The sequence below is a fragment of the Streptomyces thermovulgaris genome, assembly GCF_002155915.1.
Lineage (GTDB): Bacteria > Actinomycetota > Actinomycetes > Streptomycetales > Streptomycetaceae > Streptomyces > Streptomyces thermovulgaris.
The window spans coordinates 1-15,650 of record NZ_MUME01000107.1; the positions used below are offsets into that span (position 1 = coordinate 1).

General features: G+C 72.1%; 16 protein-coding genes. 6 read left to right on the forward strand and 10 right to left on the reverse strand.

The features are described 5' to 3' along the window. The 6 genes from CCN35_RS11105 to CCN35_RS11130 all read right to left on the reverse strand — a co-directional run. A partial coding sequence (locus CCN35_RS11105) for a lipopolysaccharide biosynthesis protein (protein WP_425444289.1) occupies window positions 1-1,028 on the reverse strand: 1,028 nt, incomplete at its 3' end. Continuing rightward, window positions 1,021-1,824 (reverse strand): polysaccharide deacetylase family protein, encoded by an 804-nt coding sequence (locus CCN35_RS11110; RefSeq protein ID WP_067394693.1) that lies wholly within the window; start codon window positions 1,822-1,824, stop codon window positions 1,021-1,023. The genes CCN35_RS11110 and CCN35_RS11105, both read right to left, overlap by 8 nt. Beyond that, on the reverse strand, window positions 1,821-2,828 hold the full coding sequence (locus tag CCN35_RS11115; protein WP_067394696.1) for a glycosyltransferase family 2 protein: 1,008 nt from the start codon (window positions 2,826-2,828) through the stop codon (window positions 1,821-1,823). Before CCN35_RS11115 ends, CCN35_RS11110 begins: the two co-directional genes overlap by 4 nt. Continuing rightward, window positions 2,825-3,661 carry a glycosyltransferase family 2 protein gene (locus CCN35_RS11120; RefSeq protein WP_067394699.1) on the reverse strand — a complete coding sequence of 279 codons (837 nt, stop codon included), beginning with the start codon at window positions 3,659-3,661 and terminating at the stop codon, window positions 2,825-2,827. Before CCN35_RS11120 ends, CCN35_RS11115 begins: the two co-directional genes overlap by 4 nt. A 389-nt stretch (window positions 3,662-4,050) precedes the next feature. Continuing rightward, window positions 4,051-5,145 carry a GNAT family N-acetyltransferase gene (locus CCN35_RS11125; RefSeq protein WP_067394702.1) on the reverse strand — a complete coding sequence of 365 codons (1,095 nt, stop codon included), beginning with the start codon at window positions 5,143-5,145 and terminating at the stop codon, window positions 4,051-4,053. A gap of 1 nt (window position 5,146) precedes the next feature. Then, window positions 5,147-5,563 (reverse strand): hypothetical protein, encoded by a 417-nt coding sequence (locus CCN35_RS11130; RefSeq protein WP_086792455.1) that lies wholly within the window; start codon window positions 5,561-5,563, stop codon window positions 5,147-5,149. 303 nt (window positions 5,564-5,866) lie between these two features. Here CCN35_RS11130 and CCN35_RS11135 point away from each other — a divergent pair, with 303 nt between their 5' ends. From CCN35_RS11135 to CCN35_RS11150, 4 genes are all read left to right on the forward strand, one after another. After that, a complete protein-coding gene (locus tag CCN35_RS11135; protein ID WP_067394705.1) occupies window positions 5,867-6,673 on the forward strand; it encodes an SGNH/GDSL hydrolase family protein in 807 nt (268 codons plus the stop codon). A 378-nt stretch (window positions 6,674-7,051) separates the two neighbouring features. Continuing rightward, complete coding sequence (locus CCN35_RS11140) at window positions 7,052-7,594, forward strand: sigma-70 family RNA polymerase sigma factor (RefSeq protein ID WP_067394713.1); 543 nt, start codon at window positions 7,052-7,054, stop codon at window positions 7,592-7,594. Next, window positions 7,591-8,403 carry an anti-sigma factor gene (locus CCN35_RS11145; RefSeq protein ID WP_067394716.1) on the forward strand — a complete coding sequence of 271 codons (813 nt, stop codon included), beginning with the start codon at window positions 7,591-7,593 and terminating at the stop codon, window positions 8,401-8,403. The genes CCN35_RS11140 and CCN35_RS11145 overlap by 4 nt, the downstream gene beginning before the upstream one ends. A 115-nt stretch (window positions 8,404-8,518) precedes the next feature. Then, the gene (locus CCN35_RS11150) at window positions 8,519-8,785 is read left to right on the forward strand and encodes a hypothetical protein (RefSeq protein WP_067394719.1); all 267 of its coding nucleotides are present in this window, start codon (window positions 8,519-8,521) and stop codon (window positions 8,783-8,785) included. Window positions 8,786-8,837: 52 nt separating this feature from the next. On the opposite strand, the gene CCN35_RS11155 is transcribed toward CCN35_RS11150, so the two are convergent. From CCN35_RS11155 to hmgA, 4 genes are all read right to left on the reverse strand, one after another. Beyond that, window positions 8,838-10,034, reverse strand: coding sequence for a CaiB/BaiF CoA transferase family protein (locus tag CCN35_RS11155; protein WP_067394722.1), 1,197 nt, complete (start codon window positions 10,032-10,034; stop codon window positions 8,838-8,840). A 93-nt stretch (window positions 10,035-10,127) separates the two neighbouring features. Next, on the reverse strand, window positions 10,128-11,294 hold the full coding sequence (locus CCN35_RS11160; RefSeq protein ID WP_067394725.1) for a type ISP restriction/modification enzyme: 1,167 nt from the start codon (window positions 11,292-11,294) through the stop codon (window positions 10,128-10,130). Window positions 11,295-11,320: 26 nt separating this feature from the next. Further along, window positions 11,321-12,070: a GntR family transcriptional regulator gene (locus tag CCN35_RS11165; protein WP_067394727.1), complete on the reverse strand. Its 750-nt coding sequence runs from the start codon at window positions 12,068-12,070 to the stop codon at window positions 11,321-11,323. A gap of 26 nt (window positions 12,071-12,096) precedes the next feature. Beyond that, the gene (gene hmgA, locus CCN35_RS11170; protein WP_067394732.1) at window positions 12,097-13,416 is read right to left on the reverse strand and encodes a homogentisate 1,2-dioxygenase; all 1,320 of its coding nucleotides are present in this window, start codon (window positions 13,414-13,416) and stop codon (window positions 12,097-12,099) included. A 442-nt stretch (window positions 13,417-13,858) separates the two neighbouring features. Between hmgA and CCN35_RS11175 the strand changes: the two genes are divergently transcribed. After that, on the forward strand, window positions 13,859-14,494 hold the full coding sequence (locus tag CCN35_RS11175; RefSeq protein WP_086792444.1) for a TetR/AcrR family transcriptional regulator: 636 nt from the start codon (window positions 13,859-13,861) through the stop codon (window positions 14,492-14,494). A 173-nt stretch (window positions 14,495-14,667) separates the two neighbouring features. Then, entirely contained in the window at window positions 14,668-15,339 is a 672-nt protein-coding gene (locus CCN35_RS11180) for a hypothetical protein (RefSeq protein ID WP_067394738.1), read from the forward strand. Window positions 15,340-15,650: the final 311 nt, after the last annotated feature.

The following is a 15,650-nucleotide window of genomic DNA, read 5'->3' on the forward strand; positions in this document are numbered from 1 at the left end:
AGGAACATCAGCCCGCAGATCGGCAGCATGATCCGGGCCATCCGCCGCAGGGCCGCCCGGGTGTTGGCGGCCAGCCGCGCCGGGTCGTGCGAGCCCTCCACGGTCAGCGAGGCGCCCATGTTGATGGCGAGCAGGTTGACCGTTCCGCCGATCGTCGTCGTGATGTAGAAGTACGCGTTGTCCGCGGAGCTGACCTGCGAGGCGATGATCACCGGCACCATGTAGACGACCGCGAGCGAGAACAGCGAGCCGGTGTAGTCGCCGGCCAGGAACCGCCCGAGCTCCCTCGTCGTCGGCGGTTTCGCGTGGTCCTCGGTCGCCTTCACATGCCGGGGCACCAGGCGCCGGAACACCAGCCAGCCCAGCGGCACGATGGAGAAGGCGATCGCCAGCCCCCAGGAGACGAAGACACCCGTCGCCGGGATCACGGCGGCCAGGGCGACCAGCAGCGCCAGCTTCACCGCCGAGAACACGGTGTTGCCGACCGGCACCCAGGGGGCGCTGCGCAGCCCGGTCAGCACCCCGTCCTGCAGGGTGAGCAGGTTCCAGGCCACCACGACGACGACGAAGCCCAGGCCGTACAGGGGTTCGTGCAGGAAGCGGTACGACGGCCCCCACAGGTCCAGCGTGAACAGGAAGACCCCGGCCGCGCAGGCCACGATCAGCGAACTGGTCGCATAGGTGAGGGCGATCAGACGGCCGGTGGCATGGCCGGAGACCGGGATGAAGCGGGCCAGGGCGCCGGTGAGCGTCACCGCGGTCAGCCCGGCGAGCAGCTTCATGGCGGCGATGGCGGCCGAGCCCTGGCCGACCGCGTCGGCGGAGTAGTAACGGGCGGCGACCAGCCAGTAGCCGAGGCCCAGCACCGCGGAGATCCCGGTGTTGAGCATCAGCGCATAGGCGTTGCGGAACAGCGGATTGCCGCCGCCGGGCCGGTCCCGTCCGGGCAGCCGCAGCCGGCGCCCCGGCTGTTCGGGAGTGCGGGGCTCGGGGGCCGACGCCTCGGTGGCGGTGGTCGTGTCAGACACGGCTGCGGAGGGCCTTCCGGCGGACCTGACGTGCTCTGCGGACCAGGGCGTACCCCTTGGTGAGGACGCGGTCCTTGGCGAAGTTCCGGGCGATCGCGCGGCCCTGGACGAGCCGTTCGAACTCCTCGAGGGTGGTGCTGCGGCGCACGGTGAGCCGTTGCAGGGCGTACGGACCCTGCCGGCGGCGTGCCAGGCCGTTGCCGACGGCGAGGGCCTGCCTGAAGCCCGCCGCCCGCACCCGTGCCCGCACCCGGCGGTCGGAGTAGCCGAAGGGATAGGCGAAGGAGACCGGGGCGGTGCCCAGTTCACCGGTGACGATCTCCTTGCAGCGGATCAGCTCCGACCACAGGGCGTCGTCGTCGATCTGGTCCAGCTGCGGATGGGTGTGGCTGTGCCCGCCGATCTCGACTCCCTCGGCCGCGAGGGCGCGCACCTGGTCCCAGTCGAGCATGGTGTCCGGGGCGCCCCCGGTGTCGTGGGCCCCTCTGATCCAGCCGGTGGAGACGAACAGCGTGGCCGGGAAGCCGTGTTTCGCCAGCACGGGCAGGGCGTGCCGGTGGACGCCCTCGTAGCCGTCGTCGAAGGTGATCAGCACGGGGTCCGGGGGCAGCGGCACGAAGCCCTCCGAGCGCCAGTGGGCGGCCAGCTGGGAGGCGGTCACCGGGTGGAGGCCCAGGCCCTTGATCACACCCATCTGCTCCGCGAACGCCTCCGGTGTCACGGACAGGGCGCGTGTGGCCCTGTTGGGCTTTGATGCGACCGCGTGGTACATGAGCACCGGCACGGGTGCGTTCATGCCTTCCCTCCCCCTTCTTGCCCGTCGCCGTTCTCGATCTCCACGATCCGGAAGCGGGTGCCGCCCAGGCGCGCCCGGATGCTGCCGACGGCGTAGCCGCCCGCGGCCGCGAGCACCCCGGCGACGATCGCGCCGGCCCGGCCCGCGCCGCCCGGCCGGGCCAGCAGCGCGTCGCGCACCCCGCGGGCCACTCCGGCGGGCAGGACCCGGGTGGTGTAACGGCGTTCTGACTCCAGGCCCTTGGCCGCGCCGACGCTGCGGGCCACCAGCGCCTTGGACAGGCCCTCGGCGTAGGCGCGGGAGCGGAAGTAGCGGAAGCGCTCGCGCGAGGCCGGCACCCGGTGGTGGATGACCGCGCGGTCGTCGATCAGGAGGACCGCGTCCGGCCGGGCCTTGCCGAGCCGGATGCACAGCTCCGTCTCCTCGCAGCCCAGGGGGCGCTTGTCGCCGTCGCGTCCGATGCCGGTGGCGAAGCCGCCCGCCACGTCGAACGCCGTGCGCCGGAAGGAGGCGTTGCCGCCGAGCACATTGCGCACCCGGACCCGGCCCGGGGGCAGTCCCCTGTAGGTGCAGCCCACCACCCAGTCGAACTCCTCCGGGAACCAGGCCGGGCGGCGGCCCGAGGCCCAGATGGGCACCGTACGGCCGCCCACCGCCATCACCCTCGGGTCGGCGTACCCCTCGGCGAAGTACCGCAGCCAGTCCCGCTCGGCCACCGCGTCGTCGTCGAGGAAGGCGATGATCTCGCCGCGGGAGGCGGCGATGCCGGTGTTGCGGCCGGCGGACAGGCCGCGGGGGCCCGCGTTGGCGAGCACCCGCACGTCCGCGGCCTCCTTGTACTCCCGCGTCAGCCGGTCCAGGAGCGCCTGGTTGTGGTCCACGACCAGGAGCGTCTCCAGGGCCGGCCGGGACTGCGCCCGCACCGAGGAGACCGCCGCGAGGATGTCCTCGTAGCGGTCCTCGGTGTAGACGCAGATCACGACGGAGATGCCGGGATCGCTCAAGAGACCTCTCCCCGCACGGTGTCGAGCAGGGGGGAGTGCCGCTCCTGGCGGCGCAGCTCGCGCCGGTTGGAGCGCTCCTTGAGGATCACCCGCAGCACCCGCAGTCCGTCGCGCACGGCGCGCAGATTGCTGGTGCCGTGGATGCGCAGGTACTCGTGGCTGGGGATCTCCTGCACCCTCAGCCCGGCCTTGACCACTCTGATGTTCATCAGCGTCTCGACCTCGAAGCCGGTGCAGTCCAGATCGATCTTGTCCAGGCAGTGCCGCCAGAAGGCGTTGTAGCCGTAGCACAGGTCGGTGTAGCGGGCGCCGAACTTGCGGTTGACCGCGGCGCACAGGATCCGGTTGCCGAGCTTGCGGATGAAGGTCATGTCGTCGGTGCCGCCGCCGTTGGCGAACCGGGAGCCCTTGGCGAAGTCCGCTCCCGAGACCAGTGCGGAGACGAAGGAGACGATCTCGCCGCCGTCGGCCGAACCGTCCGCGTCGATCATCACGATGATGTCACCGGTGCACGCCTCGAAGCCGGTGATCAGGGCATCCCCCTTGCCCTTGCCGCGCTGCGTGACGACCTTCACGTCGGGCCACAGCTCGCGGGCCACCTCGACGGTGTTGTCGGTCGAGTGGCCGTCGACGAGAACCACTTCGTGTATCCACCCCGGAAGCGTCTTGAAGACGTAGGGCAGGTTCTCCGCCTCGTTCATGGCGGGGATCACCACACTCACCGGCGGTGTGATCGCCAGGTGGGAGGAGATCGGCCGGAATGCGGTGGCCGTCGGTTCCCGTGTCTCCTGTGGTTCCTGTGCCGAGGAAGGCGGGCGCGGAACGGAGCCCATGAGTCGTGTCCCTCTCGTCCGGCGGACCGCCCGCACGGGGCGGCCCGGCTGTCTGTCCGGTTCGAAAGGGGGGTTTGTCACCCGGGGCGCGCCGCAACGGCTCCTGGGCGCACGCCGGGTGGGTCGGTGAAGCTGGCCGGCCCGCCACATCGACGGCAGCCGGTCGCGCGGCACGGCTCGGTCACATCTGCGGTCACCGAGCACGGCACCCCCCTACCGCGCTCCGCGTCGGACGCGTCCTGGCTCTGACCCTCCCCTGAGCCGCTTGCTGACGCACCGATGCGGATGAGATGTACGACAGTATTGATGCTTGAACCAGTATGGCAAGACCTGGAATCAGGCCTCACATTTTTGTGGATTTTCCCGTTGTGAAACCGAGTGCGCGCCGGTCACAGCCTTGATCGGATTTTTCCTATCCGCTTGAGGATCCTGTCCGCGGGCTCGAACAGCTCCGGCCGTGACTGCACCGTGTTCCGCAGCGCCCGCACCGGGGCGCGGTGCGCCCGGTGTGCGATCGCCACGGGGTGACGTCGTGTCACCCACCCCTCGGACACGTGGAGTTCACGTGTCTTCAGGGAGTCCTTGTACCTCTTCTGGCCCCGGCCGAGGTCGATGTGGGCGATGCCGTCGTCGGCGGCGGCCTCGGCCATGTGCAGATACATGATCAGTCCCGGGGAGAACCGTCCGTACGCCGGGTCGTACGCCGGGAACCAGGAGGAGAGCACCCGTTCGGTGCGCAGTCCGAAGTGGGCGGCGACCGGGCGGCCGTTCGCGTACAGCACCGACAGAATGCCCGCGAACGGGTCGGAGCGGGTGTGGAACAGCCGGGTGACCAGAGCGGTGATCCATGCGTGTGCGAAGCGGTCGCTGCGTCCGGTCCGCCGGTACTGGGCGGACTTCCAGCTCATCAGGGTGCGCAGCACGGCCGGGTCGCGTTCGTCGTGGACATAGCGCACGGGGCCCACGTCGCGGCCCAGCCTGCGCTCCTTGGCCCGGGTGCCGCGCAGGAAGCTCGGTGAACGGGCGCGCAGTTCGCGCAGATAGACGTCGTAGCCCTGGTCCACGTCCATGACCGGGGACGCGAAGGTGCCGGTGGCGCCGGCCTCGAACGGCTCCTGGCCCGCCACCAGGTGGTCGTACTCCCAGATGGCCAGTTTGCAGGCCCGCAGCAGCTCACGGGCGTCCCAGGTGAAGCCGGGCCGGTGGACCAGGCCCTGGCAGTCGGAGAGGCCGAGCCCGATGGCCCGGCCGACGCCGGTGGCCGTTCTCTGGAACGGGAAGAACGCGGCCGGCTCGCCCCTCTCGCGGATCACCGCGATCCTCACCCCGCGTCGGCAGCTGCCCACCGCGAGGGCGAACTCGGGGGAGAGGAACGGGTTCGCCAGCTCCTCCAGGCCGTGCAGATGAGCCTTGGACTGCATGGCCGTCCACGCCGCCCGGTCGGCGGCGCTCAGCTCGCCGGGGCGGTACACGCTGATGTCCACGTCAGGAGCCCTGTCTCTTCGCCGTACGGCCGCACCGGCGCCGTACCAGAACCAGCAGGAGAACGAGGGAGCTGAACGCGGTGACGGCCGTCAGCCCGCCGCTGACGGACCATCGGTGCAGGGTCAGCATTCCCTGGGCGACCAGCATGTCGAGGACGACGGCGCCCGCCACCGAGACGAGCGCACGGCTGAAGGGATCCAGTCCGCGCAGTGTGGCCGCGAGGGCGGCGGCCGGTGCCGCCACCAGGAGAAACAGTGTCAGCGGACCACGCAGAACGGAGTCCGATCCGGTGAGTGCGAGCAGCACGCCGGTCCCCCCGACGGCCGTCGCGGCGCCCGCGAGCAGCGGCGACAGGTCCCTCCCCGGCCCTGGTCGCTCCGTCGCGGCGCCCTGTGATGAAGCTGTGGAGACGTCCATGGTCTGCATTGGCGACTTTGCCCCCCGAAGCGCCGGATGCCAGGCTTCAATGTCGCGCAGTCGCACGGGATCGTCAAGACACGGAATTCACCCGTAGGTGTTCTTGTGGGTGCTTGACTCCCCTCTCGGTGCCCTTCGTCCATCTCTGTTCGTTTTTCGGTCAGTTGGCCGAAGGGGCATGGCAAGGGTCCTTCCGGGCAACAAATCTGGTTGATCGTTAAAAAATTTTGGCATGGACACTTCCTGTCAACACGCGTAGCTGGTACGACGGTTGTGGCAGAGATCCTGCTAAAGGGAGGTTCCATGAGACGTTCCCGGTTTGTCGCCTATATCGGTTCTCTCCTCCTGGCCGTCGGACTCGCCCTGACCGGGGCAGCGGCGGCCCACGCATCCCCATCGGCCGCCGCGGGCGGCTACGTGGCCCTCGGCGACTCCTACTCCTCCGGGGTCGGCGCCGGCAGCTACATCGACTCCAGCGGCAGCTGCAAACGCAGCACGAAGGCGTACCCGTACCTGTGGAACGCCGCGCACTCACCCTCGTCGTTCGCCTTCACCGCCTGCTCGGGCGCCCGGACGGACGACGTACTGGCGAACCAGCTCGGCCCGCTCAACTCCAGCACCGCACTCGTGTCGATCACCGTCGGCGGCAACGACGCCGGGTTCGCCGACGTCATGACGACCTGTGTGCTCCAGTCCGACAGCGCCTGCATCTCGCGCATCAACACCGCGAAGGCGTACGTCGACTCGACCCTGCCCGGAAAGCTCAGCAACCTCTACTCGGCGATCCGTGCCAAGGCGCCCAACGCGCGCGTGGTCGTGCTCGGCTACCCCCGCTTCTACCAGCTCGGCCAGCTCTGCCTGGGCCTGTCCGAGACCAAGCGCGCCGCCATCAACGGCGCGGCCGACCACCTCAACGCCGCCATCGCGAGGGTCGTCGCGAACCACGGCTTCGTCTTCGGCGACGTCCGTCCCGCCTTCAGCGGCCACGAGATCTGCTCCGGCAACTCCTGGCTGCACAGCGTCGACTGGCTGAACATCGGCAACTCCTACCACCCGACGGCAGCCGGCCAGTCCGGTGGCTATCTGCCGGTCCTCACCAACGCGGCCTGATCTCTGCCCTTCCTGTCCCGCACATCGTTCCCCACGGACAACCCCCCACGAATGACAACCCCCCACGAATGAAGAGACGGAAGCCGTCCTCGCGGCCGTCTTCGCGGCGGAGGCCCTGCCTGCCGGGGTCTCCGTCCGTGCCGTCGACGGGACCCCCGTCCGTGCCGGCGGCGGAGGAAGCCGGCGGAGCGGGGCGACGGAGGAGGACGGCCGGATCTCCTCTCTCCTCGTTCCTCCTCTCGTTCTCCCCTTGTCTTTCTCCCCGTCCGACCCGCGTTTTCGGCCCGCTCGTCCGTACTTCTCCAAAGGGGCGCGTCCGCTGCGCGCACCGCACATGACAGGTCGGGCCCACGACGACCGGCGGAGAGGGGGCGACGAGTGGAGGCGGACGAGCTTCTGGTGCTCGTGGCAAGGGGCGACCAGAAGGCATTCGAGAAGCTGTACGACCTGGTGGCCGGGCCCGTCTACGGGCTGGTGCAGCGCGTGGTGCGCGACCCCGCCCAGTCCGAGGAGGTGGCCCAGGAGGCGCTGCTCGACCTGTGGCGCTCCGCCGCGAGGTTCGACCCCCGGCGGGGCAGCGCCCTGTCCTGGGTGCTCACCCTCGCCCACCGCCGTGCCGTGGACCGGGTGCGCAGCGCCCGCGCCGCCGGTGAACGCGAGCGCCGGGAAGCGCTGCGCGCCGCCTCGCCCGCCTTCGACCATGTCACCGAGGAGGTCGAGGCCGGCCTGGAACGCGAGTGGGTGCGGCGCTGCCTGGACCGTCTCACCGCGTTGCAGCGCCAGTCCGTCACCCTCGCCTATTACGACGGCTACACCTACCGCGAAGTGGCCGAACGGCTGTCCCTGCCCCTGGGCACGGTCAAGACGCGGATGCGCGACGGACTCACCCGGCTGCGCGAGTGCCTGGGAGGGGCCGCATGAGCCCGCTCGCCCGTCTGCTGCGCCGCGAGGACCTGCACTCGCTGGCCGCGCCCTACGCCCTCGACGCCCTGGACCCCGCCGAACGGGCCCGCTTCGAAAGGCATCTGAGGCGCTGCCGGCCGTGCGACGCCGAGGTGCGCGCCCTGTCCGAGGACGCGGCCAGGCTGGCCTGCTCCACGGCGGCTCCGCCGCCCCCCGCGCTGCGCGACCGGGTCCTGGCCGCCGTACGCGACACTCCCCAGGAGCCCGCGCCGGCGCGAGGGCGCACGCCCCGGCTTCCCCCGCATGTCTGGGGCACCCAGCCACCGCCCGCACGCATCCGTGCGCCCCGGCCGCGCCCCCTGTTCGTTCCGTTCGCCACCACGACCGCCGCCGCGGCGCTCGTCGTCGCCGCGCTGTTCGCCGTCCAGGCGCACCGGACCCGGGAGGAACTGGACGCCCAGCGGGACCGGACACGTGAGATCACCCGGGTGCTGGCCGCCCCCGACGCACGGGCCGCCACCGGCCGGGACGCACGGGGCCGCGGCATCGCAGTGATCGCCTCCGCCTCCGAGGGGCGGGCCGTGGTCGCCCTGGACGGATACGGGGCCCCGCCCGCCGGCCGGGTGCACCAGCTCTGGCTCATGCGCCCCGGCGCACCACCACGCTCCCTGGGACTCCTCACGGAGGGCGAGCCACTGACCGTCACAGACCTTGAGAGAACGGCCACTTCACTGGCCGTCACGGTCGAGCCCGAGGGCGGTTCGGACCTGCCCACCACCCGGCCCTTTGTCCAACTCACCTTGAAAACGGTCGGATTCGGAGAGTAAGCGTCAATCCCCTTACGCGTTGCGTGAATCCTGTGGACGCGATGCATGAGTGCCCCTAGAGGGCGATAGGGTTACTCTGCCCGGGCTGGGTGGACTCGTACGGGTGGGGAGTGACATGGAGCAGATAACAGCGCGCGGCAGGGCGAAGATCCCTGCGATCACCTGCGGGAGCAGCGCGACCAGCTCACGTCTCGACCGTCATCTCTCGGTGCTGTCCGGCCCCGCCGCGCCGAAGCACGAGGTGGCGGAGGCGACGTCACTGGTGCGCGAGCTGACCGCGCGTGGTGCGCGCGACCGCACGGACAGGGACGCACGGGTGAACCGGGTGTCGCTGTTCGCGCCGCTGCGCCGACTGCGCCGCTCCCTGTTCGGCGGGCACTGAGCACGACCGACGTCCTTCTCGGCCCGTTCCGGCCCGTCCACCGGGCCCGTGCTCAGGCCACCACGCCGTCCCGGCGCAGTGCCGCGATCTCGTCGTCCGTCATCCCCAGGCCGTGCAGCAGTGCGTCGGTGTGCTGCCCGAGCGCGGGCACATCCCCCATCCGAGGCCCGGCCCCGCCCGGCAGGGTGATCGGCGGCAGCAGCGTCCTGAGCGGCCCGACCGGCGTTCCCATCTCCCGCCACCGCTTCCGGGCCGCCAGCTGCGGATGCTCCGCCAGCTCGTGCAGATCCCGCAGACGCGCACAGGCGATCCCCGCGGCCTCCAGCCGCTCCAGCGCCTCGTCGGTGCCGAGCGCGCCCAGTGCCCCGGCGACCAGCGCATCGGTCCGCTCCCGGTGCGCGACCCGCGCCGCGTTCGTCGCGAACGCCGGGTCCGTCCCCAGCTCCGGCCGCTTCAGCACCTGCTCGGCCAGCCGCCGCCACTCCCGGTCGTTCTGCACCGACAGCAGCACACGCCCGCCGTCCGCGGTCGGGTAGGCGTCGTAGGGAACAATGACGGCGTGCGCGAGCCCGGTGCGCGCCGGGACGGTGCCGCCGTGCAGGGTGTGGTGCAGCGGATGTCCCATCCACTCCGCGAGCGCCTCCAGCATCGACACCTCCACCGGCCCGCCGCGCCCGGTCGTGCCGCGCCGCACCAGCGCGGCCAGCACACCCGAGAAGGCGTACATGGCCGCCGCGATGTCCGCCGCCGGGATGCCCGCCTTCACCGGCTGCTCCGGCGTCCCGGTCACCGACACCAGCCCCGCCTCGCACTGCACGAGCATGTCGTACGCCCGCTTGTACGCGTACGGACCGCCGGAGCCGTACCCCGAGATGTCCACCGCGATCAGCCGCGGATGCTCGGCGCACAGCGTGGCCGCGTCCAGCCCGAGCCGGGCCGCCGCGCCCTGCGCGAGGTTCTGCACGAACACGTCCGCGTCGGCGATCAGCCGCCGGACGACGTCCAGCCCCCGCGGGTCCTTCAGGTTCAGCGCTATGGACTCCTTCCCCCGGTTGCACCACACGAAGTGCGAGGCGAGCCCCTTGGCCGCGGTGTCGTACCCCCGGGCGAAGTCGCCCCCGTCGACCCGCTCGACCTTCACCACCCTGGCCCCGAGATCGGCCAGCTGCCGGGTGGCGAAGGGCGCCGAGACGGCCTGCTCGACGGCGACGACGGTGATGCCCTCCAGGGGCAGGGGAAGCTGCTCCATGGACGGGATCATGACCCGGAGCGGCGGTTTTGTCAGCAGCGGGATGCGGCCGGCCGGCGGTGCCGCTCCGGGGAGGACCGGGTCCGGGAGCCGTCAGACCAGGGCGAACTGGCCCTCCGGGCCCTCCTCGAGGTGGTCGAGCACGGTGGCCGGCCGGCGGGCGGCCGGCGGGATTGGCAGAACACCCGCGGCCCTCAGATCGGCGGCGGTGACCGGGGAGGCGACCGTCAGGGCCTCCTGCCGGGGCCGCAGCTCCGCCAGCAGCGCGAGAACCGTGATCAGCTCCAGCAGCTCGGACGTCCACGTCTGCGGCCAGGCGGCCGGGCGGATCGCCGCCAGCGTGCCCGGTGCGCCCTGTGCGGTCCGTGCGGCGAACCACTGCTCCAGGACGCGCGCCGAGCCGGCCCGGAAGTCCCAGGCCTCGGACGGCACGGGGGCGATACGGCCCTCGTCGAGGTACAGGGTCTCCTCGTCGCGGTCGTAGTGCAGGGTCCGCGGACGGGAGGGCAGCGGGGCACGGACGTAGGGGCGGCGGCCACCGGGCAGCTTGGGGCGTTCGCCGTCGCGGCGCATCAGCCACAGCATCCGGCGGCCCAGCTCCACCCCCTCCGCCCACACCTCGGCGTCCTCCGTGAGCGGGACGGCCGGGCCGGGGCGCACGGTCGCGAGCACCCAGGCGAGAACGTCCAGCGGGGCGGGGGAGTGCCCGAGACGGACGGCGAGGTGCTCGAGCAGACCGGGCGCCAGATTCGGCTCCCGCGCCCCCGGGCGGCGGTACAGGGGACGGATGCGGCCCGGCCGGAGGAGCGGCAGCAGGGAGGTCGCCAGCAGAAGCGGCTCCCCGGTGCCGGGCGCGGCGGCCGGCTCGGCGACGAAGACCTGCCGGGCGTCGGCCACCCGCCACAGCTCGGGGCGGGCCGCGTCGATCAGACGGTGATCGGGGATCAGCCACTGCTCGTCGAAGGGCGCCACCAGCACACGGACCGGTTCCGGGCAGGGCCCCGAGGCACGGATCAGCTTCTCGGTGCCGCCGGTCCGCCCGGGCAGCTGCCCGACCGCCGTGTACGGCGTCCGCGAGCGCGTCGGCTCGAACAGGGCCTCCCGGTCGGGGCCCTCGGCCTTCAGCAGGGCCTCCCAACGGGCCTTCAGACACCCCGCGTCGGGCGCCGTCGGCCACCCCCGCCCGATCCGTGGCGATGCGACGGACCACGGCATGAGATCGGCCAGCGGCACAGCGTCGTCGTGCGTCACGCCCGGCATCGTACGACCTGTCCCGGACGGCCGGCTCAGGTGGCGTCGAGGGTGACCGAGAAGGAGAAACGGTCCCCGCGGTAGTGGATGACCGCCACGTCCAGCGGCCGTCCCGCCGTGTCGTAGGTGACCCCCGTGTAGTGCAGGATCGGGCTGAGCAGGGGGACCTCGAGCAGGCGCGCCGTCTCCGGGTCGGCCAGCCGTGCCTCCACCGTGTCCGTGATCCGGGCGATGTCCGCGCCGACCACGTCCCGCAGCACCTTGGTCATCGGCCACCGCAGCAGATCGTCCACGGGGATGTGCCGGGCCAGCTCCGGGCGGACGTAGTTGCGGGCGTGGTTGGTCGGCTCACCGGTCTTCTCGTCGCTGCGCAGCCGGTGGTACGTCGCCACCTCGTCCAGGTCGGGGAAGAACTCGGCGAGTTCGGCGGGCACGGGCGCCGTGCCGTGGTCCAGCAGCTCGGCGGTCATGCCGGACTGCTGGGCCACGATCGCGTCCACCGAGCCGAGGAGCCGCACCGGGGCTCCCCGGCGGGCGTTCGGCTCGATGAAGGTGCCGCGCCGCCGGTGCCGGGTGATCAGGCCCTCGTCCTCCAGCTCCTTCAGCGCCTGACGCATGGTCAGCACGCTCACGCCGTAGTGCTCCGCGAGCTGTTCCTCGGTGGGCAGACGCAGCGGGTCCCGGGGCGAGCGGCCGAGGATCGAGGCACGCAGCGACTGGGAAACCTGGTACCACAGCGGCAGCTTGCGGTTCAGGACGATCGAATCCGGAGCGAAGGAGGTCACGGGCCATCCGTACCGGTAGGGAACTCTCAGTGCAAGGGGCGGAAGTGCCGCTCGAGACCCTGCCACACCTCGTCGTACCCCTGCTGCAGGTGTTCGGCCCGCACCGCCTGCGGCGTGAGCCTCACCGGCCAGCGGGTCTCGAACATGAACGCCAGCCCGTCGTCCACCTTCTGCGGCTTCAGCTCGGCCGAGCTCGCCTTGTCGAAGGTCTCCAGGTCCGGGCCGTGCGCCGACATCATGTTGTGCAGGGAGCCGCCGCCGGGCACGAAGCCCTCCGCCTTCGCGTCGTAGGCGCCTTCGATCAGGCCCATGTACTCGCTCATCACGTTCCGGTGGAAGTACGGCGGCCGGAAGGTGTCCTCGCCCACCAGCCAGCGCGGCGCGAAGACGACGAAGTCGATGCCGGCCAGACCCGGGGTGTCGGAGGGCGAGGTCAGCACCGTGAAGATCGACGGGTCCGGGTGGTCGTACGAGATCGAGCCGATGACATTGAAACGGCGCAGGTCGTAGACGTACGGCACATGGTTGCCGTGCCAGGCGACGACATCGAGCGGGGAGTGGTCGTAGGTGGCGGCCCACAGGTTGCCGCAGAACTTGTTCACCACCTCCACCGGGCCCTCCACGTCCTCGTACGCGGCGACGGGCGCCATGAAGTCCCGCGGGTTGGCCAGACCGTTGGCCCCGATGGGGCCGAGGTCGGGGAGGCGGAAGGGGGCGCCGTAGTTCTCGCAGACGTAGCCGCGGGCGGTGCCGTCCAGGAGGTCGACGCGGAAGCGCACCCCGCGCGGGATCAGCGCCACATGGCCGGGCTCGGCGTGCAGCAGGCCGAACTCCGTGCGCAGCAGCAGCCCGCCGCGCTCGGGGACGATCAGCAGCTCGCCGTCCGAGTTGCCGAAGACGCGCTCCATCGAGGCGTTGGCGTGGTACAGGTGCACGGCCATGCCGGTGCGCTGGGTGACGTCGCCGTTGCCGCCGAGGGTCCACAGGCCGGCCAGGAAGTCCGTGCCCGGGGCGGGCTCCGGCAGGGGGTCCCAGCGCAGCCGGTTCGGGTCGGGCACGGTCTGGTTGAAGGGTGCCGTGCGCAGAGTGCCGTTGTCGGTGCGGGCGAACGGCGGATGCACGGCCGAGGGGCGGATGCGGTACAGCCACGAGCGGCGGTTGTGGGCGCGGGGCTCGGTGAACGCCGTACCGCTGAGCTGCTCGGCGTACAGCCCGAGAGGTGCGCGCTGCGGGGAGTTGCGGCCCACGGGCAGGGCCCCCGGGATCGCCTCCGAACTGTGCTCGTTGCCGAAGCCGGAGAGGTAGGTCAGTTTCTCGGCGATGCTGCGCGCGTCGTCCCCACTCATGATCGCTCCCTTGCGGTCCGATTCCTATGGGGCACCATAGGATTGGGTTCCCCGGGGCGCAAGCCCCCGGAAGGCGCCGTGTGGACCGGGCCGGCTCCGGCGGACGGCGCCTTCGGTGCCCTGGGACGGGCGGGCTTCTCGGCCGCACCGGCGAGGAGGGGCGGCGCTCCCGTAAGGCGGACGGGAAGAGCGCTTCCGAGGCCGGCGTCGGGGTCCGGCCGGACGGCGGCGGCTGGGCCGTACGGCTGACCGTCCGCCGCTTCCCGCCGCCGGCACCGCGCCGACGGCGGCACGGTCCGGGCGGCCGGTGGCGCACCGGCCCGGAGCACGGCCGTCACGGCCTCTCCCGCAAAGGCACCCGCGGAATCCCCGGGAAGTCCTCCGGGGAGGCGCCCGGCGGGCCGCCCCGTCGTCCGGCCGGCCGGAGGGCGCGCTTCACCCGATGGGCGGAGGCGGGCATGATGAAGCCGTGTCCCACGCGACCCCGCTACGCCATGCCCCCGTGCAGCGGCGCAGCGCAGAACGGCTGACCAGAATCCTCGACGCCTGCGCCGAACTCCTCGACGAGGTCGGCTACGACGCGCTGACCACGCGTGCCGTCGCCCTGCGCGCCGGTGTGCCCATCGGCTCCGTCTACCGGTTCTTCGGCAACAAGCGCGCGATGGCCGACGCGCTCGCCCAGCGCAACCTCGAGCGCTTCGCCGAGCGTGTCACGGAGCGTCTGCGGAGGACCGGGAGCGGCGACTGGCGTGTCGCCATGGACGCCGTGCTCGAGGAGTACCTGGAGATGAAGCGGACCGCCCCCGGCTTCTCCCTGGTCGACTTCGGCAACCAGATCCCCGTCGGCGTCCGCCGCGGCGAGCCCAACCACCGCGTCGCCGACCGCCTCGCCGAGCTGCTCTCCGGCCGTCTGAAGCGCCCCCTCGACGACGATCTGCGCCGCACCTTCCTGGTGGCCGTCGAGACCGCCGACACCCTCGTCCAACTCGCCTTCCGCGTCGACCCGCAGGGCGACGAGCGGATCATCGGGGAGATGCGGGCGATGCTGCGGGCGTATCTGGGACGGGTGCTGGACTGAGGAGCGTCCGCTCCGGCGCCGCGCCGCCGTCGGCGGGGAGGGGTCGGCTGGGCCGGTCGGGCGATGTCTGACGGCGCGTCGTGCGCAGGTCGCGGTCTTGGACGGCCGGGTGTGAAAGAGAGTCAGAGGCAAGAACGATTTGTATGAAAATCGGCTGACTCGGAGGAATGCGCATGCCCACCCTGACATCTCTACGCACCTTCGGCTCCCGCATCGGTGCCACCGCCGCCCTGACGGCCCTGACCGCGGCGGGGGCCACATGGCTGGCGGCGCCCGCCGCCATGGCCCAAGGAGAAGGCGGCGACATCAGGATCCACCGGGTGGGCGTGCCCTTCGGCGTCCCGAAGGACGACCCCGTGGTGTGCCGCTTCTATCTCGAGGCCGTCAACTTCGACAACCTCCCGAGCATCGCCTACACCATCCAGGCACAGCCCCCGCTGCCCACCAGCGCCACTGTCAGCGGCACCATCGCCCTCGGCGCCGGAGCCGGACACACCGAACCGCTGGCGCTGACCGACGGCCAGTACAAGCTCATCTGGAGCGTCGACGGCACCACCAGGGAGAAGCTCTTCCGCGTCAACTGCCGTGACGAGCAGGAACGGCACGACGGAGCCCACGGTCCGGGCGGCCGGATCGAGGACCAGGGCCGCGGCCAGCAGAACGGCGCGGGCGCCGCGGGCCACGACGGGGGCCCGAAGGGCGCCGTCCACGCGGGCGCCGGCGGCCTCGCCCCGATGACCGCCGCCCTCGCCCCGCTGACCGGTGCCGCGGCCGTGGGACTGGCCGCGGCCGGCGGCGCGGCGTACGTCCGGCGGACCCGACGGCAGCCCCATGGCGCCGCGTAGGGCGTACGCCGAACGTCCCGTCCGTCCCGCGACGCTCCCCCGGCCCGGCGGCCGGGGGGTGCGTCCGGGCAGGCGTCCCTACCGGCTTCTCGAGCAGGGAGGAACGCCGGGCCGTGCGGCCGGGGCCGCCCGCGTACATCCGGTACGCGGGCGGCCCTCCGCCGCGCGGGCGCACACCCCGCCGGGCCCCCGGTCCCGCACGGGCAGGGGGAACCCCTACGGCCCCGCGGGCCCCGTTCCCCGGAGGGCTGTTCCCCGGGCGGTCGCGGGACCCGCTCCCCGGGCGGGGAGCGCCGCTTTCGCGGCACGCC

Coding starts and splice junctions, on each gene's coding strand:
- CCN35_RS11110 (WP_067394693.1), bottom strand. CDS start 1,824: ATGAACGCACCCGTGCCGGTGCTCATGTACCACGCGGTCGCATCAAAG.
- CCN35_RS11120 (WP_067394699.1), bottom strand. CDS start 3,661: ATGGGCTCCGTTCCGCGCCCGCCTTCCTCGGCACAGGAACCACAGGAG.
- CCN35_RS11130 (WP_086792455.1), bottom strand. CDS start 5,563: ATGGACGTCTCCACAGCTTCATCACAGGGCGCCGCGACGGAGCGACCA.
- CCN35_RS11135 (WP_067394705.1), top strand. CDS start 5,867: ATGAGACGTTCCCGGTTTGTCGCCTATATCGGTTCTCTCCTCCTGGCC.
- CCN35_RS11145 (WP_067394716.1), top strand. CDS start 7,591: ATGAGCCCGCTCGCCCGTCTGCTGCGCCGCGAGGACCTGCACTCGCTG.
- CCN35_RS11150 (WP_067394719.1), top strand. CDS start 8,519: ATGGAGCAGATAACAGCGCGCGGCAGGGCGAAGATCCCTGCGATCACC.
- CCN35_RS11155 (WP_067394722.1), bottom strand. CDS start 10,034: ATGGAGCAGCTTCCCCTGCCCCTGGAGGGCATCACCGTCGTCGCCGTC.
- CCN35_RS11160 (WP_067394725.1), bottom strand. CDS start 11,294: ATGCCGGGCGTGACGCACGACGACGCTGTGCCGCTGGCCGATCTCATG.
- hmgA (WP_067394732.1), bottom strand. CDS start 13,416: ATGAGTGGGGACGACGCGCGCAGCATCGCCGAGAAACTGACCTACCTC.
- CCN35_RS11175 (WP_086792444.1), top strand. CDS start 13,859: ATGGGCGGAGGCGGGCATGATGAAGCCGTGTCCCACGCGACCCCGCTA.
- CCN35_RS11180 (WP_067394738.1), top strand. CDS start 14,668: ATGCCCACCCTGACATCTCTACGCACCTTCGGCTCCCGCATCGGTGCC.